16 protein-coding genes and 1 pseudogene are annotated in these 19506 nt (G+C 61.2%); 5 read left to right on the top strand and 12 right to left on the bottom strand.

Going from position 1 to position 19506, the window contains the following annotated elements; genetic code table 11:
• Positions 1–105 precede the first annotated feature (105 nt).
• Positions 106–1581: a YfcC family protein gene (locus ACB042_RS06330; protein WP_371178066.1), complete on the top strand. Its 1476-nt coding sequence runs from the start codon at positions 106–108 to the stop codon at positions 1579–1581.
• A gap of 125 nt (positions 1582–1706) precedes the next feature.
• A pseudogene (locus ACB042_RS06325) lies at positions 1707–3034 on the top strand (IS4 family transposase).
• A gap of 118 nt (positions 3035–3152) precedes the next feature.
• On the opposite strand, the gene ACB042_RS06320 reads toward ACB042_RS06325, so the two are convergent.
• Positions 3153–4775, bottom strand: coding sequence for a methyl-accepting chemotaxis protein (locus ACB042_RS06320; RefSeq protein ID WP_371178065.1), 1623 nt, complete (start codon positions 4773–4775; stop codon positions 3153–3155).
• 232 nt (positions 4776–5007) lie between these two features.
• Between ACB042_RS06320 and ACB042_RS06315 the strand changes: the two genes are divergently transcribed.
• Complete coding sequence (locus ACB042_RS06315) at positions 5008–5640, top strand: LysE family translocator (RefSeq protein ID WP_042080279.1); 633 nt, start codon at positions 5008–5010, stop codon at positions 5638–5640.
• A gap of 73 nt (positions 5641–5713) precedes the next feature.
• Here the strand turns inward: ACB042_RS06315 and ACB042_RS06310 are convergent, their stop codons facing one another.
• The 8 genes from ACB042_RS06310 to ACB042_RS06275 form a co-directional block, all read right to left on the bottom strand.
• The gene (locus ACB042_RS06310; RefSeq protein ID WP_005350441.1) at positions 5714–6922 is read right to left on the bottom strand and encodes a sodium:proton antiporter; all 1209 of its coding nucleotides are present in this window, start codon (positions 6920–6922) and stop codon (positions 5714–5716) included.
• A 32-nt stretch (positions 6923–6954) separates the two neighbouring features.
• Complete coding sequence (locus ACB042_RS06305) at positions 6955–8058, bottom strand: beta-N-acetylglucosaminidase domain-containing protein (protein WP_371178064.1); 1104 nt, start codon at positions 8056–8058, stop codon at positions 6955–6957.
• Positions 8059–8101: 43 nt separating this feature from the next.
• Positions 8102–9829: a potassium/proton antiporter gene (locus tag ACB042_RS06300; protein ID WP_279489399.1), complete on the bottom strand. Its 1728-nt coding sequence runs from the start codon at positions 9827–9829 to the stop codon at positions 8102–8104.
• A gap of 279 nt (positions 9830–10108) precedes the next feature.
• A complete protein-coding gene (locus ACB042_RS06295; RefSeq protein WP_005337933.1) occupies positions 10109–10255 on the bottom strand; it encodes a hypothetical protein in 147 nt (48 codons plus the stop codon).
• Positions 10252–10941, bottom strand: a complete 690-nt coding sequence (locus ACB042_RS06290) for a M15 family metallopeptidase (protein ID WP_371178063.1) — start codon at positions 10939–10941, stop codon at positions 10252–10254. Before ACB042_RS06290 ends, ACB042_RS06295 begins: the two co-directional genes overlap by 4 nt.
• Complete coding sequence (dapE, locus tag ACB042_RS06285) at positions 10938–12065, bottom strand: succinyl-diaminopimelate desuccinylase (protein ID WP_371178062.1); 1128 nt, start codon at positions 12063–12065, stop codon at positions 10938–10940. Before dapE ends, ACB042_RS06290 begins: the two co-directional genes overlap by 4 nt.
• A 19-nt stretch (positions 12066–12084) precedes the next feature.
• Positions 12085–12435: an ArsC family reductase gene (locus tag ACB042_RS06280; RefSeq protein ID WP_005337930.1), complete on the bottom strand. Its 351-nt coding sequence runs from the start codon at positions 12433–12435 to the stop codon at positions 12085–12087.
• Between the two features lie 317 nt (positions 12436–12752).
• The gene (locus tag ACB042_RS06275) at positions 12753–13067 is read right to left on the bottom strand and encodes a hypothetical protein (RefSeq protein WP_005337929.1); all 315 of its coding nucleotides are present in this window, start codon (positions 13065–13067) and stop codon (positions 12753–12755) included.
• Positions 13068–13352: 285 nt separating this feature from the next.
• Between ACB042_RS06275 and dcuC the strand changes: the two genes are divergently transcribed.
• Together dcuC and ACB042_RS06265 are read left to right on the top strand one after the other, a co-directional pair.
• The gene (gene dcuC / locus ACB042_RS06270; protein ID WP_005350454.1) at positions 13353–14729 is read left to right on the top strand and encodes a C4-dicarboxylate transporter DcuC; all 1377 of its coding nucleotides are present in this window, start codon (positions 13353–13355) and stop codon (positions 14727–14729) included.
• Positions 14730–14863: 134 nt separating this feature from the next.
• Positions 14864–16003, top strand: coding sequence for a M20 family metallopeptidase (locus ACB042_RS06265; RefSeq protein ID WP_371178061.1), 1140 nt, complete (start codon positions 14864–14866; stop codon positions 16001–16003).
• A 124-nt stretch (positions 16004–16127) separates the two neighbouring features.
• Here ACB042_RS06265 and ACB042_RS06260 read toward each other — a convergent pair whose 3' ends face one another.
• The 3 genes from ACB042_RS06260 to ACB042_RS06250 form a co-directional block, all read right to left on the bottom strand.
• Positions 16128–16784: a hypothetical protein gene (locus ACB042_RS06260; RefSeq protein ID WP_371178060.1), complete on the bottom strand. Its 657-nt coding sequence runs from the start codon at positions 16782–16784 to the stop codon at positions 16128–16130.
• Positions 16785–16957: 173 nt separating this feature from the next.
• Positions 16958–18301, bottom strand: a complete 1344-nt coding sequence (locus ACB042_RS06255) for an anaerobic C4-dicarboxylate transporter (protein ID WP_005337916.1) — start codon at positions 18299–18301, stop codon at positions 16958–16960.
• A gap of 374 nt (positions 18302–18675) precedes the next feature.
• Positions 18676–19431: a substrate-binding periplasmic protein gene (locus ACB042_RS06250; protein WP_371156267.1), complete on the bottom strand. Its 756-nt coding sequence runs from the start codon at positions 19429–19431 to the stop codon at positions 18676–18678.
• Between the last annotated feature and the right edge of the window lie 75 nt (positions 19432–19506).

Here is a 19506-nt window from a genome sequence, read left to right as displayed (position 1 = left end):
GCTAATTTGCGGAATTTTATTATCAGCGATCACCTTTTTCCCATATCAAACCCGCTAGTCTTGCGCTGATCGGATCACAGACGGCATTGCCGAGGTACGGAAGCTATGACCACTCCAAACGAGGCGCCCAAGAAGCGCCAACTTCCCACTGTCTATACCCTGCTTTTTATTATCATCGCCCTGATGGCCGCCCTCACCTGGGTGCTGCCAGCGGGCAAATATGACTATGTCACCGCCAAGACCCAGCAGCCGGTGGCGGCAGCGGCCGTGGCCGATTACAGCGGCGACGAGCGGCTGTTGCCGGTGCCCGGCAGCTACACCGAACTCCCCGCTCACCCGCAAGGGGTATTCGAGGTGCTCAAGGCCCCCATTCAGGGCTTTCACAAGGCGGCCGACGTGGCGCTGTTCGTGCTCATCATCGGTGGTTTTCTCGCGGTGACCATGCAAAGCGGTGCGCTCGATGCCGGGGTGGGGGCCATTGTGCGCGGCTTTGCCGGCCGTGAGCGGCTGCTTATTCCCGTACTGATCGCCCTGTTTGCCCTCGGCGGCTCCACCTTCGGCATGGCGGAGGAGACGGTAGCCTTCTGGGCACTGATCGTGCCGGTGATGATGGCGGCGGGCTTCGATCGCATGGTGGCGGCGGGGATCATCCTGCTCGGCTCCGGGGTCGGGGTGCTCGCCTCTACCGTCAACCCGTTTGCCACCGGCATCGCCTCCGGTTTTGCCGGTATCCCCATCGGTGAGGGGATTGGCCTTAGGGTCATCCAGTGGCTGCTGCTGGTGATCTTCGCCTCCTGGTTCGTGATGCGCTACGCCAAGCAGGTTCAACAGGACAAATCCCGCTCAGTGCTGGCCGACATCACCTATGACGACGAGTTCTCCCAGATGAAGAGCGGCAACCTTGCCTTCACCGGCAAGCAGAAGCTCACCATGCTGGTCTTCTTCGGCACCTTCCTGCTGATGATCTATGCGGTGGTGCCCTGGTCGGACTTGGGGATCGACGTGCTGCCCACCTTTGGCTGGTGGTTTGACGAGCTCTCGACTCTGTTTTTCAGCGCTTCCATTCTGATCGCGCTGATCAACCGGATGCCGGAATCCAACTATGTGGCGACCTTCCTGAGCGGCGCTCGGGATCTTATCGGGGTGGCGCTGGTGGTAGCAGTGGCGCGCGGCATCTATGTGGTGATGGAGCAGGGCGTCATCATCGACACCATTTTACGCTGGGCCGAAGGGCTGGTGACCGGACTCTCCTCGTCGGTCTTCATCCTGATGGCCTATCTGGTGCATATTATCCTGAGCTTCTTCATCCCCTCCACCTCGGGGCTGGCGACCGTCTCCATGCCGCTGATGGGGCCGCTGGCTGATTTCTCCGGCATCTCGCGGGATCTGGTGATCACCGCCTATCAGTCCGCCTCCGGCTGGATCAATCTGTTTGCCCCCACCGCCGCACATCTGGTGGCTGGTCTGGCGCTGGCCAAGATCCCCTACGATCGCTTCGTGCGCTGGGTGCTGCCCTTTATCATCGGGGTGGCTCTCATCACCATGGCGGTACTGGTGGCCGGTGCCCTGCTGCACGGCTGATGGCACGAATAAAACCACAGATAACAAAAAGGCTCCCGCGGGTAATGCCGATCAGTTAAGGATCCATTGACCGATCCTTCTGTTGTGTGAAAATCCGAAACCTGTTGATTGATTTCGGATTTTTTATGCGTATCGACCAGGCTCTCGACCTCCTCCACGCCAGTAATACTGCTCAGTTTGAGTCACTCTCCGACCTCATTCCCCCCGAACTCATCACTTCCCTGCTCGGCGAAGAGGGCGTCGCAACCCTGCGTCGTCGCCGCATGCCCATGGAGCGTCTGGTCTGGGCCATCATCTGCATGGCTATCTTCCGCCACGTTCCCATGACTCAGCTGGTCAATCAGCTCGATATCCTGTTGCCCGGCGACCGTCCCTTTGTTGCTCCCAGCGCCTTTCTGCAAGCTCGCCAAAAACTGGGGGACAAGAGCATCGAGCGGCTGTTTCACGAGACCGCCTCGCGCTGGCACCAGCAGGCCAACCACCCCGGCTGGGCCGGGCTGCAACTGCTCGCCGTCGATGGCGTGATGTGGCGCACGCCTGATACCCCGGACAATGCCGCTGCCTTTGCCAAGCCCGGTACCCAGCATGGGGAGACCGCCTATCTGCAGGTGCGCATGCTCTGCCAGATGGAGCTGACCAGTCACCTGCTTGTTCAGGCGGTCATGGAGAGCTGCGCCGTCAACGAGATGGTACTGGCCGAGCAACTCATCGCGCGCACACCGGACCACTCACTCACCCTGTTCGACAAGGGGTTTTACTCCCTCGGCTGCTCCACGCATGGCAGAGGGCGGGCGTTGAGCGGCACTGGTTGCTGCCGCTCAAAAAGGGCACCCGATACGAGGTGGTGCACAAGCTGGGGCGTCAGGATGTGCTGGTGCATCTCAAGACCAGCCCACAGGCGAGGAAGAAGTGGCCGCAACTGCCAGAAACGCTAGAAGCCCGCTTGCTGACTCGCACTATCAACGGCAAAGAGCAGCAGGTGCTGACCTCGATGGTCGACCCGATGCGCTTTGTGGGCGCCGATATCGTCGACTTGTATGGTCATCGTTGGGAAATCGGGCTGGGCTATAGGGAGATGAAGCACAGCCTGCAACAGCACCGGCTGACCCTGCGCAGCAAGAAGGCGGCGGGAATACGGCAAGAGCTATGGGGTGTGTTGCTGGCGTACAACCTGCTGCGCAGCCAGATGGTAAAGATGGCGGCGAGCTTGAAGGGATATACAGCGAGTCAGCTGAGTTTTCACATGGCGTCGGTCTATCTCATCCATGAACTGAGCTGCATGCCGTAGCTGTCACCGGGGAGTATCCCGAAGCGGGTGGCGGAGCTGGATAAACAGGCGGGGCAGTTTGTATTACCGGAGCGAAGGGAGCGGAGCTACCCCCGCAGTGTGAAGGCAAGACCACAAAAGTATGCAGTGCAAAAAGCCAATAAAAACAATGCCAGTCAGGCTTAACTGACAGGCATTACCCGCGGGAGCCTTTTTACTTCCATCAGGTATAAGCCATATACCGTATCAGCTAACCAACAAGAAAGGCCCTTGCGGGCCTTTTTGTCTGGTTCACTTTGTGCGCTTACAGCTGGAATTGGGCCAGCTGCTTGCGTTGCTGCTCGGCGAGCTGGGAGAGTTCGTTGCTGGCACTGGCGCTCTGGCTGATGCCGGCGGAGCTCTGGCTCACGATCTCGTGAATATTGGTGATGTTGCGGTTGATGTCGGCGGTGACGCAGGACTGCTCCTCGGCGGCGGTGGCGACCTGGGCGTTGGCGTCGTTAATCTGGCGCACGGCACCGGTAATGCCGCTCAGCAGGTCCTGCACCTGAGCGGACAAGCGCTGGTTATGGCTGAGGATCTCCAGAGTCTCCTGCACGCCGTTGTTGGCGGATTGGGACTGGCTCTGCAGCCGCTCGATGATGGCCTGGATCTCCTTGGTGGAGTCCTGGGTACGGGCCGCCAGCATTCTTACCTCGTCGGCCACCACCGCAAAGCCACGACCCGTTTCACCGGCACGGGCCGCTTCGATGGCGGCATTGAGCGCCAGCAGGTTGGTCTGCTCGGAGATCCCTTGGATCACTTCAATTACCTTGCCGATCTGCTCGGACTGGGATTTGAGCTGAGCCACGATGGCGGCGGCATCTTCCAGACTGCCCGCCATCCGGCTGTTGGCGGCGATGCTTTCGGTAAAGAGGGCGAGCCCCTGTTCGACCCGGCCATTGGCATCCCGCGCCAGCTCATCGGCGATGGCGGCGTTGTGGTTGACGTTGTCAGCGGTGCTGGAGAGTTCGGTCACGGCGGAGGCGACCTGTTCGATCTCGCTGTGCTGCTGCTTTGCATTGGCCTCGGACTGGGTCATCACGGCGGCCAGCTCGGTGGCTGCGGAGGCGACGCTGTTGCTGATCCCGGTCAGGTTCTCGATGGTGTTGCCGAGCTGGGTAAGGGTGAGGTTGATATCTTTGGCCAGACGGGTCAGTTCGTTGTTGCCCTCCGCTTTGGCGCGCACGTTGAAGCGCCCTTGCGCCACGGCGTGCATCACCTCTTGCAACTGACCGATGGGGCTGACGATGCGCCCGGAGAGGACCCAGCCACAGATCAGCGCCGCCAGCAGGGTACCGGCGGTGAGCAGCAGGGTACGCAGCAGGGTGGCGTCGTAGTGGGCCTGCTCTTCGGCCAGCTCTTGCTGGATCAGCTGGTTGATGTGGGCGGACATGCTGTCGATCTGCTTGATCAGCTGTTCACCCAGCTCACGGAAATGGAGGCGAGCCGCCTCGTAGGCGACCGGATCGCCGCCACCCTGATGTTTTTGCGCCAGCAGCGGCAGCATGTTGTTGCGGGTATGGCTGAGGTAGGCCTGCAGGGCGGCAGCGACCTGACGGTTATCCTGCTCGGCACCGGGGAGCACCAGACGGCCGAGGATGGCGTTGATCTCCTGCTCGGCGCTGTTGAGGTTTGCGGGCAGAGCGGCAAACAGCTTGGCATCGTAGAGGCCATAGATGGCGCTGGTACGCAGCCGGTAGGTGGCGTGGATCAGTTTGGCAATATCGTCCTTGTGCTGGACCACGGTCTGGGTCGTCTCATCTATGTCATTGATGGCTTCATCCAGACCCTGTTTGCTGATGGCGATCATCACCATCATCAGCAGGCTGGCCAGCAGCAAAGGTATCAAGACCTGGACACGTATTGATAGATTATTCAATGACATAAATGGCTCTAATCCGGAATTGGAGGAGCCGACATCTTACACATGCACGTCAGGAGCTGTCACAGGCTTTTATTGCTGAAATGTGCTGAAGAAAAGGTTTTTTCTTGTTAGAAAGGAGCCATTTAGGCATGATTGAGCGCTTTATCCCCTGAATATGTGGTACAACTGGCTGAGTTGTGTCAATCCTGTCCCGTTTTCGTGATTTCCCGCTCTCGTCATATGGAGGTGTGTTGTGTCCAGCTGGATCGATCCGGCCATTCTGGCTCTGTTTATCCCGACCTTTTTCTTTGTCTCGGTGACCCCCGGCATGTGCATGACCCTGTCGATGACCCTGGGGATGAGCCTGGGGGTGCGCCGTACCCTGCACATGATGTGGGGGGAGCTGATCGGGGTCGGGCTGGTCTCGGTGCTGTCGGTGATCGGGGTGGCAGCCATCATGCTCAACTATCCGGGGATCTTCGCCGCCTTCAAATATGTGGGGGGCGCCTATCTGGTGTGGCTTGGCATCCAGATGTGGCAGGCTAAAGGGAAGATGGCCATTCCGGCGGATCTCTCGGCCGGTCAACAGACCAGCGCCATGGGGTTGGCGCTGCAGGGCTTTGTCACCGCCATCGCCAACCCCAAAGGGTGGGCCTTCATGATCTCCCTGCTGCCCCCCTTTATCTCTGCCGACAAGCCGATGGCGCCGCAGATCAGCGCGCTGGTGGCGCTGATCCTGATCATCGAGTTCTCCTGCCTGCTGCTCTACGCCAGCGGTGGCCGCACTCTGCGCCACTTCCTCGCCAAGAGCGGCAACGTCACTCTGATGAACCGCATCGCCGGTACTCTGATGCTGGGGGTGGGAGTTTGGCTGGCGCTCGGGTAAGAGCTGTCAGTGACCCGCACCATACAAGAAAAATGCCACCGGTCGGTGGCATTTTTAATGGGCGCCGGGTGGCTCAGCGAGGCTTGAAACGCTCGACCCAGGGGTTGGCGGTGAGGCCGTGCAGGATGACGCTCAATATGATGGTGCAGAGCACGGTGGCGATGATGGGGCGCTGGCCAATCAGGGCAGGCTCGTTTTGCAGCACCATCACCGCAAAGACGATACTGGCAAGGCCCCGCGGGCCGAACCAGCCGATAAAGAGCTTGAGCTCCGGCTTGAGGCCGGTACCGATGAGGCTGAGCCAAACCGGCACCATCCGCAGCAGGGTGAGGCTGGCAATGGCATAGAGCCAGTATTGCCAGTGCAGCAGCTCCGGCAGAATGGGCATCAGGGTCGCGCCAAACACCATCCAGATCACCACGGAGAGCAGGTCGCCGTAGCCTTCGCAGCTGTCCATATAGGCGTGCTTGTGCTCGCCGAGGCGGTGGCCGATAAAGAGGCCACCGACAAAGGCGGCGATAAAGCCGCTGCCACCCAGCGTCTGGGCCAGCGCAAAGCAGAGCAGGGCCAGCCCCGGCATGGTGAGCTGACGCCAGAGTGGCAGTTGCCAACCATTGAGATAGGAGATCTTCAGCAGCCGGATGGTGAGGCTGGTCAGTACAAAGGCGACCAGCAGGCCAATACCGATCTCCTCCAGCATCAGGGTGATGGCCAAGGTGGCGGTGCCTGCGTGCTGCTCGGTGGGGGCGATAAGGGCCAGCAGCAGAAGCAGCACAGGTACGCAGATGCCGTCGTTGAGGCCGCTCTCCTGATTGAGCCCTTCACGCACCGGTGCCGGCACTGCGGGGTTGCTTACCACCGCTTTGCCGAGCGCTGCATCGGTGGGGGCAAGAATGGTGGAGAGAATGGCCATCTCCAGCAGTGGCAGGTCGGGGAAGATCCAGTGGCCAAACAGGGCGCCACAGAGCAGGGTGAGGGGCAGGCCAATCAGCAAAAGCCGGATGGGGAGTTGGCGGTTGGCCAGCAATACCTGCCAGTTGGTGTTGGCGGCATCGTTGAACAGCACGATGACCAGCGTCAGCTCGGCCAGCAGCTTGATGCCGGCGCTGTCGATAGAGAGGGAGAGCAGCTCCAGCCCTCCCGGCCCCAGCAACCAGCCGGTCAGCAGAAAGAGCAGAGGGCCGTTGACCAGCTTTGACTCGAAGCGCCCCGCGATCAGGCTGTAGACCAGCAAGAAGGCGGCGATCACCGCCAGATTCTGGTAAAGCAGGTGTGCATCCATACAACCTCCTTTCTGCCCCCCGCAGGGGTGGTTTAATCGGTCAGGCAGTCGGGGTCGAACACATACTCCCCGTCCAGCCAGCGCACGATTTCGTCGACGCAGGATTGGTCACGAAACGGCAGATAGCGCGCCTTGAGGGCGGCAATCTGCTCTGGGGTGAGCTGTGCCAGCCCCAGATCCTGAAACAGCGGCAGGTCTGCCTCGATCATCGCCGAGATCTGCGGGCCGCAGGTGGCGTTGAGGGCGGCATGCAGCGCCTTGTCGGGGTCGTACTGCTTGCCGAGTCGGTAGCTCATCGGCAGGGTGGCGAGGGGCAGGGCGGAGAGCGCTGCCTGTTTCATCGGGTTGACCGCGTGGCCAGAGACCAGATCCGCCAGTTCGGCAGGGCGATTCTCGAAGGCGCGCAGATGCAGGTAGCTGCTCGCCTTGCTGCCATCGTTAACCGGGTAGTTGTCCCACAGGAAGGGCTTGCGGCCGAGCAGTTCGGCCACCTGCTTGAGGTGACTGGCCGGATATTCGCTGGAGCAGACCTTGGGACCGGTCCAGAAGATCTCGAAACGGCGGTCGAGCTGTTCGCCAAGCTCCTCCAGATAGCGGGGAGGCATGGTGCCAAACACCTTCTCCAGCACCGGATCGGTCGAGTAGTAGCTGGGGCAGAAGATGAGGCGGGTCGCCTTGCTGTGGGCCGCGATATCGTGGGCGATGGTGAGCTGGTGACGGGCCAGGTCCGGGGTATCCCCCTTCATGTCGTCAAACAGCACCGCCAGAATATCGGGTTGGAGCATCTCGTCGATGAGGCGCACTTTTTCAAGCAGTGCCGGGCGCTGCCGCTCGTAGTCGTGATGCGCCCCCATGGGGCTCAAGCCCACCCCGAAGGCGAGCCCGTTGGCGCGGCACTGGCGCGCCAGCTCGGCGAGATCGGCCAGCTGCTGCTCGGGCCAGGGGAGGGCCCAGTGCTTGCGCAGATAGCCATCCTCTTTCGGAGCGTAGATATAGAAGCCGTAGCCGTGGCGTGGCAGCCACTGGGCGTAGCGGGCGCGGGCCTGCCAGCTCCATCCCTTGCCAAAAAAGCCTTCAATGACCCCCAGATTGGCAGCGGGGGGCAGGGGGCCGGACAGCAAACTTTGATATGGCATAACACTCTCCCTTCTTGCTGGGGACTTGATACGGGTCGGTCGGTCAGACCGGGTCCTCTTCCTGAAAGCGCACCCCGATCTTGCCCGGCACGCTCTCGTCCATTTCGGCCACGGTCCAGATCAGGCCCTGCCATTCGATGTTGTCACCGACCACCAGATTATCGCCCAACTGACTGGCAATAAAATCACCCAGTGTCTGATCCGCCACCTCGCTCACATCCAGCCCGTAAAGAGGGGCGAGATCCACCAGCCGTGCCGCCGCCTCCAGCAGGAAGTCACCGAAGAAGCGGGGGCCGAGATCCTGCTCCGGCGCCTGACTGAACAGCTGGCCGAGGGCGGGGAGGTCACGTTCGTGACCGATCACGCAGAGGATGTCATCAGCCTGCAGACAGGTACTGCCCGAGGGGTGGAGCAGCTCGCGGCCACGAAACAGGGCGCAGATCCGGGTGCCGGTGGGCATCTGCAGATCCCGCAGTGGCGAGCCGATGCACCACTTCTCTTCCCCAAGCTGGTAGACGAAGGTCTCCCACTGGCTGTCGAGATCGATCTCGAGCCCGGAGCGGTTGATGGGCGACGGTGGTGCCGGCACCTCCACCCGCGCCAGTTTTGAAGCCAGCGGCAGCGAGCTGCCCTGCAAAATCAGCGAAACCAGCACCACGAAGAAGGCGACGTTGAAGTAGAGCTGGGCGTTGGGCAGCCCCGCCATCATGGGGAACACCGCCAGAATGATGGGCACGGCGCCGCGCAGACCGACCCAGGAGATAAACCAGCGCTCGCGCGGGGCGAAGTTCTTGAACGGCAACAGCCCGATCCAGACCGACACCGGGCGGGCAAACAGGATCATCCACATCGCCAGCGCCAGCGCGGGCAGGGCGATGGGCAGCAACTTGTGGGGGGAGGCGAGCAGCCCCAGCACCAGAAACATGCCGATTTGGCTGAGCCAGGTCAGACCGTCCAGCACCGACAATGTGGTGCTGCGGCTGCGCAGGGTGAGGTTACCGAGCAACAGACCGGTGAGATAGATGGCGAGAATACCGCTGCCACCGACCGCCGTGGTGAGGGCGAAGATCAGCAGGCCGCCGCTGACGGTGAGCAGCGGATAGAGTCCCGGCGCCAGACGGGCGGTGTTGATAAGGCGCCACAGCAGCCAGCCGCCGCCAAGGCCAATCCCGGCGCCAAGACCAAACTGCTTGACCAGTTGCAGCAGCAGGAAGCCCCCATCCAGCCCTTGCTGGGCGGTGGCGAGCACCTCGATCAGGGTGACGGTGAGAAACACCGCCATGGGGTCGTTGCTGCCTGACTCTATCTCCAGGGTGGCGCTCACCCGCTCGTTGAGACTGCGCCCGCCAAGCAGGGAGAAGACCGCCGCCGCATCGGTGGAGCCGACAATAGCGCCGATCAGCATCCCCTGCATCAGGTTGAGGTCAAACAGCCAGGCGGCGGCAAGCCCCGTCAGGCCAGTGGTGATGGCCACCCCGACCGTCGCCAGCGACAGGGCAGGCCAGAGTGCCACCCGGAACGAGGAGACCCGGGTGCGCATGCCGCCGTCGAGCAGGATGATGGCAAGCGCCAGGTTGCCTACCAGATAGGCGATGGAGTAGTCAGCGAAGTGGATACCACCTGGGCCATCCTCACCGGCCAGCATGCCGACGGCGAGGAAGATAACCAAAATGGGAATACCGAGGCGGGAAGAGAGGGCGCTCAACAGTACGCTGGCTCCCACCAACAGGGCAGCGACAAAAAAGAAACTGTTGATGGTAGCGGCATCCAAGGGCGAACTCCTTCCTGGTAATGTGCAAAGTAGGCACATTATATGCAGTTAGGCCCCCCTTGTGTGGCTTATTTGTGCATCAATTTGCACTTTCTTACATTTTTCATCCCTTTTTTCAGCATGGCCGCGCCATATTCTGACAGTGACGGGGTTATCGAAAGCGGAGTCAAAGGAGCGTCGATTTCAGGATGCGCAGGGAGGATAAGGCGGGGAAAAGCGAAACGGCACAGCAGAAGGAGAGGGGAGCATAAGGGCGCTCCCCACGGGATGGGGCGGGATTCAGTCGTCCTCGTCATCCTTCACTTCGCGGATCTTGTCCTTGTAGTTGGGCAACTGCTTCTCCAGCCGTTTCATGTCTTTGATGGCATTGAGAAACAGCCCGAGCAGGAACAGCAGCGGCAACCCTATCCACAGCCAGAGATTCATGGGATTTTCCTTTCGTCAGGACAGGTGGTGACATAACGGGCCAAAATTTCATCAAGATTGGCCAATATGGTCGACTTACCTTCAATATCCGCCTGTTGCAGGCAAAGCGCCAGTGCCGCGGGATCGAGCCGCTGCTCATCGGACTCCAGCGAGAAGCTGATATGCCAGGGCTCGTAGGCGACCCCGCTCTCTGCCCCGACCGGCTTGGCATAAGGGAGGAAGAAGCCGAAGTCGCTCATATGATCGCTGAGCCACACGCTGAGATCCGCAAACCAGCCCCCGGCTTCATACTCCCACGGCTCCAGCGCCAGTTTGGTATCGGCGGGTAGGCAGTCTGGGTCGTAGATATCGAGATCGGTCCCCCAGTGGTGGCGGCTGGTGCCGGGCAGGGCGCTCCAGCGCAGGATGGCGTGCAGCCGCTCCACCTCGCTTAGTTGCAGGGCATCGATGGGCTGGCTGTTGGCATCGAGCAGCGGCCGCTCGCCGCGCCACTTGCCATTCCAGATGGCGAGCTGGCGCTCGAAGCTGCGCCAGCTGGAGGCCGCCTGCAGGTTGAACCCCTCATAGGCGGCCGCAACCTGCATGTCGTTGAAGGCCGCCGCGGTGGCTGCGGTCAGACGATGGGGGCCGCGCCCCACCAGAATAAGGTGGCTCTCGTCGAGCCCCAGCAGTTGTTCCTGCGTCATGCCAGCAATCTCTCGAGCACCCCTTGGTACATGTCCGCCAGCAGATCCAGATCGTCCGCCTTCACGCACTCGTTCACCTTGTGAATGGTGGCGTTGACGGGACCGAGCTCAATCACCTCGGCGCCGGTGGGGGCGATAAAGCGCCCGTCGGAGGTGCCGCCGGTGGTGAGCAGGGCCGGTCGCTGGCCGTTCACTGCCTCGATGGCCGCCACGGCCGCATCGAGCAGCGCGCCGGTGTCGGTGAGGAACGGCTGGCCGGAGAGGGTCCAGCTCAGCTGATAATCGAGGCCATGTTTATCCAGCAGCGCTTCGACCCGCTCACGGATATCCATGTCGGTCAGTTCGGTACTGAAGCGGAAGTTGAACTGCACCTGCAGCTCGCCCGGAATGACGTTGGAGGCGCCGGTGCCGGCTGAGATGTTAGCGATCTGGAAGCTGGTGGGGGGGAAGTAGGCGTTGCCCTCATCCCACACGGTGGCGGCGAGTTCCGCCAGCGCTGGCGCGGCTTTGTGAATGGGGTTGTCCGCCAGATGGGGATAGGCGACATGGCCCTGCACTCCACGCACCAGCAGATCGCCGGTGATGGAGCCGCGGCGGCCGTTCTTCACCACATCCCCTACCACGGCGGTAGAGGAGGGCTCGCCAACGATGCACCAGCGGATCTTCTCGTTACGGGCCTCCAGGGTGTCGATCACCCGGGTGGTGCCATTGATAAAGGGCCCCTCCTCATCGGAGGTGATGAGAAAGGCGATGGACCCGGCGTGATCCGGATGCTCGGCCACGAAGCGCTCGACCGCCACCACCATGGAAGCCAGCGAGCCCTTCATGTCGGCGGCGCCGCGCCCGTAGAGCACACCATCCTTGATGGTCGGCTCGAACGGCGGTGTGTGCCATTTGTCCAGCGGCCCGGCGGGCACCACGTCGGTGTGGCCGGCGAAGCAGAACAGTGGCCCCTCGCTGCCACGGCGGGCCCAGAGGTTGGTGGTGTCCTCAAACACCATGGGCTCGATAACGAACCCGATCCTGGCGAGGCGCTCCGCCATCAGGGTCTGGCACCCTTCATCGAGGGGGGTAACGGAGGGGCGGCGGATCAGATCCTTGGCCAGTGCGATGACATCCGACATCAGTTGTCCTTAGTTGTCCTTAACGGGAAAAGAGGGATTGGTAGTGATCAGCCTTGAAACCCAGAGTCAGTTCGCCGTCACGGTCGAGCAGCGGGCGCTTGATCATGGCCGGATGTTCCAGCAGCAGGGCGCGTGCCTTGGCGGTGTCGAGCCCCTGTTTGGCCTCATCCGGCAGGGCACGGAAAGTGGTGCCGCGGCTGTTGAGCAGGGCTTCCCAGCCGAGTTTTGCCAGCCAGCTGTCCAGATCGTCCGGGTTCAGGCCGTCGGCGCGGTGGTCGTGAAAGCGGTAGTCGATACCGGCCTCATCCAGCCACTTGCGGGCTTTCTTGATGGTGTCGCAGTTCTTGATGCCATAGAGGGTGATGGCCATGGGGAGTCCTTCTCTTGTGGGCGCTGGCCGTGGCCGTGCCCGAAAATCCGAATCAACGCAGTGCAAGGGCCCGATTCTGGCATTGTGGCAATCCCATGGCAACGCCGATGGTCCGGCTCGCGGGTTTTACCGGAACTGGTCACACCTGAGCGGCGATTTTGAACACAAGGTCAGAAGCAGTACGGTGGGCGTGCCCGATGGGGTTGGGTATTGCGGGAGAAGATCGACTATTGCAGGAGAAAAAGAGAAAGGGCAAACACCAGATAGCCAAAACGCGCCAGCGGGCGCGTTTTGGTCGGCATCATCAAGCACCTCAATCAGTGCAGGGTGGTCCACTCATGGTCAAAGACCCGGGCCCGTTCCCAGGGGGCATCAGGCAGGCTGGAAGAGAGGCCAGTGTATTTGCCCACGTCGTCCACCACGATGGCGGAGAGGATCGGCAGGTTGTTTTCGGTGCAGTACATGCGGATGCGTTGCAGCAGGGTGCGCAGTTCATCCTGGCACTGCTCCAGCCCGGCCTGCTTGGCCAGTTTGGAGTAACGAATGGTAGTGCGTTCCTTTGCAGACTCGACGAGGATGTCCCACAGCTTGTAGTCGCAGGTCGAAGCACCTGCGGTGGCTTGGCTTGTCATAACTCTCTCCGGCGCGAAATGGTCGCTATGTGTCGAAGCGCATCTTCGCCAGTTCGGCGCCGTCAGATGTTGATCCAACGCAAAAAAGAGGGGAGTCGCGTCACACAATTCCCGGATATGGGGTGATAAAGGTTTTCTGGCAGTTGAAATAACGAAAAATTGTTACATGGCCGACATATTATGCTAATGAATCACGGTGACGGCACCTTTATTGATAGGGATCAAAGGCAAATAGTGGTCAGATCACTAGATTTCGCTCTTCGATAAATTTATCAGGAGTGAATATTGGAACTTTTATTCGTCTTGCTCGTTCTGGTCGCCGTAGTCTACGGCATCATCAAGGATTACAACCCGCAGGCGGTGCTGGCGCTGGCGGGCATGGCCATTTTTGCGGTGGCCTACTGGTTGGGGCTGCACCCCATTCTCCCCGCTGACAAGAGCACCGGCTTCGCCCTGTTCGACCTGTTCGAAGTGTTCAAGGGGATCTTCTCCTACCGCGCGGCTGGGCTCGGCCTCACCATCATGGCGGTGGCGGGTTTTGCCACCTACATGTCCCATATCGGGGCCTCTCAGGCGCTGGTGCGGGTGGCGGTCAAACCGGTGGCAGGCATCCAGTCCAGCTACCTGATGCTCTCCATCTGCTATCTGGTGGCGGTATTCGTCTCCCTGTTCGTCACCTCCGCTACCGGCCTTGGCCTGCTGTTGATGGTCACCATGTATCCGGTGATGCGCAACCTCGGCATCAGCCCGGCCTCCGCCTGTGGTGTCATCGCCACCTCCCAGGCGTTCGAGATTGGCCCGACCCAGACCAACGCCATCTTCTCCGCTGGCCAATCCGGCATGGATCCGACCAGCTATTTCGTTGACTACCAGATCTGGCTGGTGGCCCCCATGCTGCTGGTGACCATGGTTCTGCACTTCTTCTGGCAGCGTCACTGCGATCGCAAGGATGGCTGGGATCCTGCGCTCCATCGTGGCGATCACGCCGAGCTGGACGAACAGGGCACCGAGAGCGTGCAGGCGCCCACCTGGTATGCCCTGCTGCCGATCATCCCCTTCGTGCTGATGATGACCTTCTCCAAGCTGCTGGTGAGCGACATCAAGATGAGCGTGGAGGTGGCCATGCTGCTGTCGGTCTTTATCGGCATGCTGTGCGAGCTGCTGCGTAGCCGCTCGGTGCGTACCGCTTTTGCCGGGCTGTCGAGCTTCCTCGACGGCATGGGCAAGGTGTTTGGCCCCGTGGTGGCGCTCATCGTCTGTGCCGAGCTGTTTGCCGAATCCCTCAAGGCCATCGGCGCCATCGATACCCTGCTGCACTCTGCCAGCAATGCCGGTATCGGCAGCGGTCTGATGACGCTGGTGATGGTGGCGCTGATCATGGTGGCGGCGGTCATCATGGGCTCCGGCAATGCGGCGTTCCTCAGCTTCTCGACCCTGGCACCGGCGGTGGCAGCCAAGTTTGGCGTACCTGCGGTGACCATGCTGCTGCCGATGCAGCTCGCTTCCAGTATCGGCCGCACCGTCTCCCCCATCGCAGCGGTACTGATCGCCTGTGCGGGGATTGCCAAGGTATCGCCCTTTACCGTGGTCAAGCGCACCAGCGTGCCGATGGCGGGGGCGCTGGTGACGGCGTTGACCCTCAACTATCTGCTGTTCATGTAGTGATGTGGGTTATGTAGTGGTGTTTGGAATTTACCGGTCGGGCGGGTGGCATGGCTGCCCGCCTTTTTCTCACTGTGTCGCATTGTTGCAATAGACGATCGGCCATCAATGCTGATTGTTGCATGGAGAAGATAATGACAGTTGTAAAGAGCCCGTTTTCCCTCGATAGCTATCTGGCCGATCTGGCCCCGCTCATCAACCTCGATTGCGGTACTCGCACCCCGGCCGGGGTGGCCAAAGTGGCCGACATCATGACCGAGAAATATGAGGCCATCGGCTGGCAGGTGACTCGTCACCAGTTCGCCGCCGAGTGCGGCCCCTGCCTCGAGGCAACCAATGCCCCAGGGGCCGATCACTACGATGTGATGCTGGTGGGCCACATGGATACCGTCTTCCCCGAGGGGACGGCGGCCAAGCGCCCGCTGAAAATCGAAGGCAATCAGGCCTTTGGCCCCGGCGTCTCGGACATGAAGAGCGGCCTGCTCTCCACCTGGTATGCCCTCAAAGAGATGGATCCGGCACAGCTGGCCAGGCTCAAGGTGCTGGTCTGCTGCAACTGCGACGAGGAGATTGGCTCCCCCTGGTCCAAGAATTGGCTGGTGGAGAAGGCCAAACAGAGCGGCTGCGTGCTGGTGGCCGAGGCGGCGCGTCCCAACGGGGATCTCATCAGCGCCCGCAAGGGCAATGCCAAGTACCGCATCACCTTCCACGGCAAGGCGTCCCACGCCGGTTCGGCCCTCACCGAAGGGATCTCTGCCATCACCGAGCTGGCGCACTGGGTACTGGCCATCAACGAGCAGGTCAACATGACCACGGGCACCACCATGAACGTCGGCGTGGTACAGGGTGGCACTGGCGTTAACGTGGTGCCGGACTTTGCCGAGGCGATCGTCGATCTGCGCTTCTGGAGCAACGAAGAGGCCGCTGCGGTACACGACCGGCTCACCTTTATGGCCAACAATCCCTTCCTCGCCGGTTGTCGGGTCGAGGTGGATCGCCAGACCTTCAAGCCGGCGATGCGACCGAGCGGTGACACCGAGGTGCTGATGGCGCTGGTGGAGGAGGCAGCCAAAGAGGAAGGTATCCCCTTCAACTGGCTGGAAGCCGGTGGCGGCTCGGATGCCAACTTCACCGCCGCCGCGGGGGTGCCGTCGCTGGATGGCTTCGGCCCCATGGGGGGCGGTTTCCACTCGGAGGCGGAGTTCCTGCTGCTGGAGAGCATCGAGCCGCGCATCCGCCTGCTGCAGCGGGTGCTGGGCAAGCTGGCGAAATAAGCCGGTTTATCCCTTGTTCGGGTCGTTATTGGCCCGCTCAAATCCAAACGGGAGGCTGTTGCCTCCCGTTTTTTTATCTCAATTTTTCGCGCGCTGAGTGAGCGGGCCAGATGGCCTGAGGCCGTTACCCCAGTGGCTCGGCCAGATAGGCTAGGTGATCCTGCCGCGCCACCAGCCAGCCATCGAGGCGCAGCGGGGCCGCAAAGCCCGGGCCGTCAGTCACCATGGTGTGGTACTCCCCCTGCTCGCCGCAGGCATCGAAGCCTTCGCGCTCGGCCAGTTGTTGCAACTCGGCGAGGGTGGCGGCATCAAGGGTGCGCCCAGTCCACTCGGGAGCCAGCACCCGGGTATCGACGCAGGAGAGGTGGGCGACGATGCTGCGCGCCAGCATATCCGCCAGCAAGGCTTGACGAGATTGCTGCCAGAGCGGGGTGTGGACGGTGAGACCAAGCGGGCGGCAGCGCTCGCGGATCCAGTTAGGCGCACCGCCCACGCTGTCGATATCGCCGGTCACCACCCCGTCGAGGGCCCACTCCTCCTTGAGCCGCGCCAGTGCCCGCTCATAACCGAGATCGAACGGCGCTTCTATGGTGACCAGCAGATGGGGCAGCCCGAGGGCTTCCGCCTGACGGCGCACCAGCGGCAAGGGGTGAGCGAGAAATCGGGGCTCTGGCGGCGCAAAGGTGGCCAGTGCCATCACCTGATGGCCCGCTTGGCGAGCATGACAGAGGGCCAGCATGGCATCTTTGCCACCGCTCCAGAGCAGGATGACGCGAGACATGGATGAGATTCCGGTGGTGAACGAGGGGGCATGCTACCCAGCGGCGTGGGCAGAGGTAAAGGTATTGTGTCCGGAAATGGCGGCGGGGAAATGGTTGGGGTCACAGAGCGGGAAAAAAGCAGGCCCCCGAAGCGGGGGCCTGTATTGCAATAGCGTGGTAAACGCCGCTGCGATTAGAGCAGGATGCTGGTGAGGATAAAGCCCAGCGAGCAGGAGGTCACCACCCCGATCAGCCCCGGAATGATGAAGCTGTGGTTGATGATGAACTTGCCGATGCGGGTGGTGCCGGAGCGGTCGAAACCGATACAGGCCAGATCGCTCGGGTAGGTCGGCAGCACGAAGTAGCCGTAGCTCGCCGGCAGGAAGGCGATCAGCAGCTTCGGCTCCACACCCAGCGCCAGACCCATGGGGGCGATGGCGGTCAGGGCGGCGGCCTGGCTGTTTACCAGCTTGGAGATGAGGAACAGCACCAGGGCGTAGGTCCAGGGTTGGGCCTGTACCACATGGGCCAGGGTCTCTTTGAGCAGCGGCATGTGGGCCTGGAAGAAGGTCTCACTCATCCAGGCAACCCCGAATACGGAGAAGATGGCGACCATGCCTGCCTTGAAGACGGCACCGTTGGCGATCTCGCCCGGCTTGACCTTGCAGCGCATCAGGATGATGGCACCGGCGATCAGCATCATCATCTGGATCACCAGGTTCATGGAGAGCGGGCCAGTTTTGTCCTTGATGGTGAACACCGGACGCAGACCTTCGTTGGCACCGAGCAATACCACGGCAGCGATGGCGGCGAAGAAGATCCAGGTAGACCAGTAGGCCTCTTTCGGGAACTTGGTGTTGAGCAGGGTCTCGCCACCACCGTAGATGAAGGCACGCTGCTCCGGGTCTTTGATCTTGGCCTGGAACTCTTCGTCCTTGTCCAGATCCTTGCCGCGACGCAGGCTCCACAGGGCTGCCACGATAACGCCGGTCAGGGAGGAGGGGATGGCGATCATCAGGATGTCGAGCAGGCCGTAAGCCTGACCGATACCGTGACCGGCCGCCAGAATGGAAACCATGGAGACCACGGCAACGGAGACCGGGGAGGCGCAGATGGCCATCTGGGAGGCAACGGAGGCCACGGCCATCGGGCGCTCGGGACGGATGTTCTTCTGCAGCGCGATGTCAGCGATGATGGGGAACATGGTGTAGACCACGTGGCCGGTACCGCACAGGAAGGTGAGGGTCCAGGTGGTGAGCGGCGCCAGGATAGTGATGTATTGCGGGTGACGGCGCAGCAGACGTTCGGCCACTTGCATCATCAGGTTGAGGCCACCGGCAGTCTGCAGGGTGGCGGCACAGCCGATCACCGCCAGAATGGTCAGCATTACCTGAACAGGCGGTTCGCCCGGCACCAGGCCGAAGACGAAGGTCAGCAGGAAGAGACCGATACCACTGATGAGACCGAGTCCCATGCCCCCAAAGCGGGTACCCAGCAGCAAGCAGCCGAGTACCACTAAAAATTCCATCAAGATCATTCCGTTACCTCGTGTGATTCAACCCATATTGCCGCGGGTAGCCTGAACCATGAATTGTCATTGTCTGTTTTATTTAGCCCAAAAGGGTTAGTTGCTATTCTGCTCCCCTGAAAAAGTGAAAAAATTGAGTTACTTCAATAACTCGATGAATTTTTGATTAAACCACTTAAAAACCACGTACTAACAAAAACATCATTTTTGTCACCAAGTGGTATCACTCGGGGCCAAGCCATCGGGTGGTCATGGCGGTAGAGCAGAGCGGCAACAGGGCTGCAGGGGAGGGGCATAAAAAGGGCTCGATTGCGGCAGAAGAGGGTGAAAAAGCCAGCGCTCAGGCTATTTTTGCCAGCAAGGGCTGACTTCAGCGGGTTGACTCACTTGGCCGCAGGGGCTTGCTGCAGATAGCGGCGCTGATAATCCTCGCTCAGCTTGGCAATATCCAATCTGGCAATGGCCTGCGCCACCCGTTGCTGCAACGCCTGCTGATCGGGGCGAAACATGATGTGCAGGCTCTTGTGTTCGAGGATCTTCGGGTGAAATTGCAATCCGGCGCTGCTCAGCTTGCGATCATGGTTGATGAGCCAGTGAAAGACATCCCGATCGACCACCGCCAGATCGAGCCGGTCGCGCTGCAATTTGCGCAGGTTGAGCAGGTCGGAATCGACGGCGGCAGTGTTGAGGCGCTTGCTGGCCATCAGGGCATCGAATTCACGGGTGTTGACGTATCCCTCCACCACGCCGATCCGGTAGGGGGCGAGATCCGTGAGCTGCTGCCAGGGGATGGGGGGGCCTGAGCGCTGCGCCATACCCAGCACGCTGTCGCCCACGCTGGCGGAGCTGCGCCACAGGGTGGGCAGGGTGTCGGAGAGGTACTCGGGAAAATAGCCGCTGTAAGGCTGGGTCGGGTCGGCCGCCAGCCGTACCGCCCGCTGCCAGGGGTAGAAGTCGAACGTCACCTCCAGTCCCGCCTCGGCAAAGGCGCGCTTGACGATATGACCGGTGAGGCCGCCATCGGGCAGGCTCTGGCTGGTGTAGGGGGGCCACTCCAGGGTGGTCAGACGAACGGGCTCGGCCCACAGTTGAACAGGCATGCAGGACAGCAGTAGCGAGAGCAGCAGGCGATATCCCATAGGCGACGAGTTCCTTGTGCCGATTGATCCTGAGTATCACCCATAACGGTGACAATAAAAAAGCCGACCCACAGG

The organism is Aeromonas sp. S13(2024), assembly GCF_041402405.1.
Taxonomy (GTDB): domain Bacteria; phylum Pseudomonadota; class Gammaproteobacteria; order Enterobacterales; family Aeromonadaceae; genus Aeromonas; species Aeromonas veronii.
The sequence above is the reverse complement of the archived record's forward strand: the minus strand, read 5'-3'. Positions and strand labels throughout refer to the sequence as shown.

Coding starts and splice junctions, on each gene's coding strand:
- ACB042_RS06260 (WP_371178060.1), bottom strand. CDS start 16,784: ATGTCTCGCGTCATCCTGCTCTGGAGCGGTGGCAAAGATGCCATGCTG.
- dapE (WP_371178062.1), bottom strand. CDS start 12,065: ATGTCGGATGTCATCGCACTGGCCAAGGATCTGATCCGCCGCCCCTCC.
- ACB042_RS06305 (WP_371178064.1), bottom strand. CDS start 8,058: ATGCCATATCAAAGTTTGCTGTCCGGCCCCCTGCCCCCCGCTGCCAAT.
- ACB042_RS06310 (WP_005350441.1), bottom strand. CDS start 6,922: ATGGATGCACACCTGCTTTACCAGAATCTGGCGGTGATCGCCGCCTTC.
- ACB042_RS06280 (WP_005337930.1), bottom strand. CDS start 12,435: ATGGCCATCACCCTCTATGGCATCAAGAACTGCGACACCATCAAGAAA.
- ACB042_RS06330 (WP_371178066.1), top strand. CDS start 106: ATGACCACTCCAAACGAGGCGCCCAAGAAGCGCCAACTTCCCACTGTC.
- ACB042_RS06320 (WP_371178065.1), bottom strand. CDS start 4,775: ATGTCATTGAATAATCTATCAATACGTGTCCAGGTCTTGATACCTTTG.
- ACB042_RS06275 (WP_005337929.1), bottom strand. CDS start 13,067: ATGACAAGCCAAGCCACCGCAGGTGCTTCGACCTGCGACTACAAGCTG.
- ACB042_RS06295 (WP_005337933.1), bottom strand. CDS start 10,255: ATGAATCTCTGGCTGTGGATAGGGTTGCCGCTGCTGTTCCTGCTCGGG.
- ACB042_RS06290 (WP_371178063.1), bottom strand. CDS start 10,941: ATGACGCAGGAACAACTGCTGGGGCTCGACGAGAGCCACCTTATTCTG.
- ACB042_RS06255 (WP_005337916.1), bottom strand. CDS start 18,301: ATGATCTTGATGGAATTTTTAGTGGTACTCGGCTGCTTGCTGCTGGGT.
- ACB042_RS06250 (WP_371156267.1), bottom strand. CDS start 19,431: ATGGGATATCGCCTGCTGCTCTCGCTACTGCTGTCCTGCATGCCTGTT.
- ACB042_RS06265 (WP_371178061.1), top strand. CDS start 14,864: ATGACAGTTGTAAAGAGCCCGTTTTCCCTCGATAGCTATCTGGCCGAT.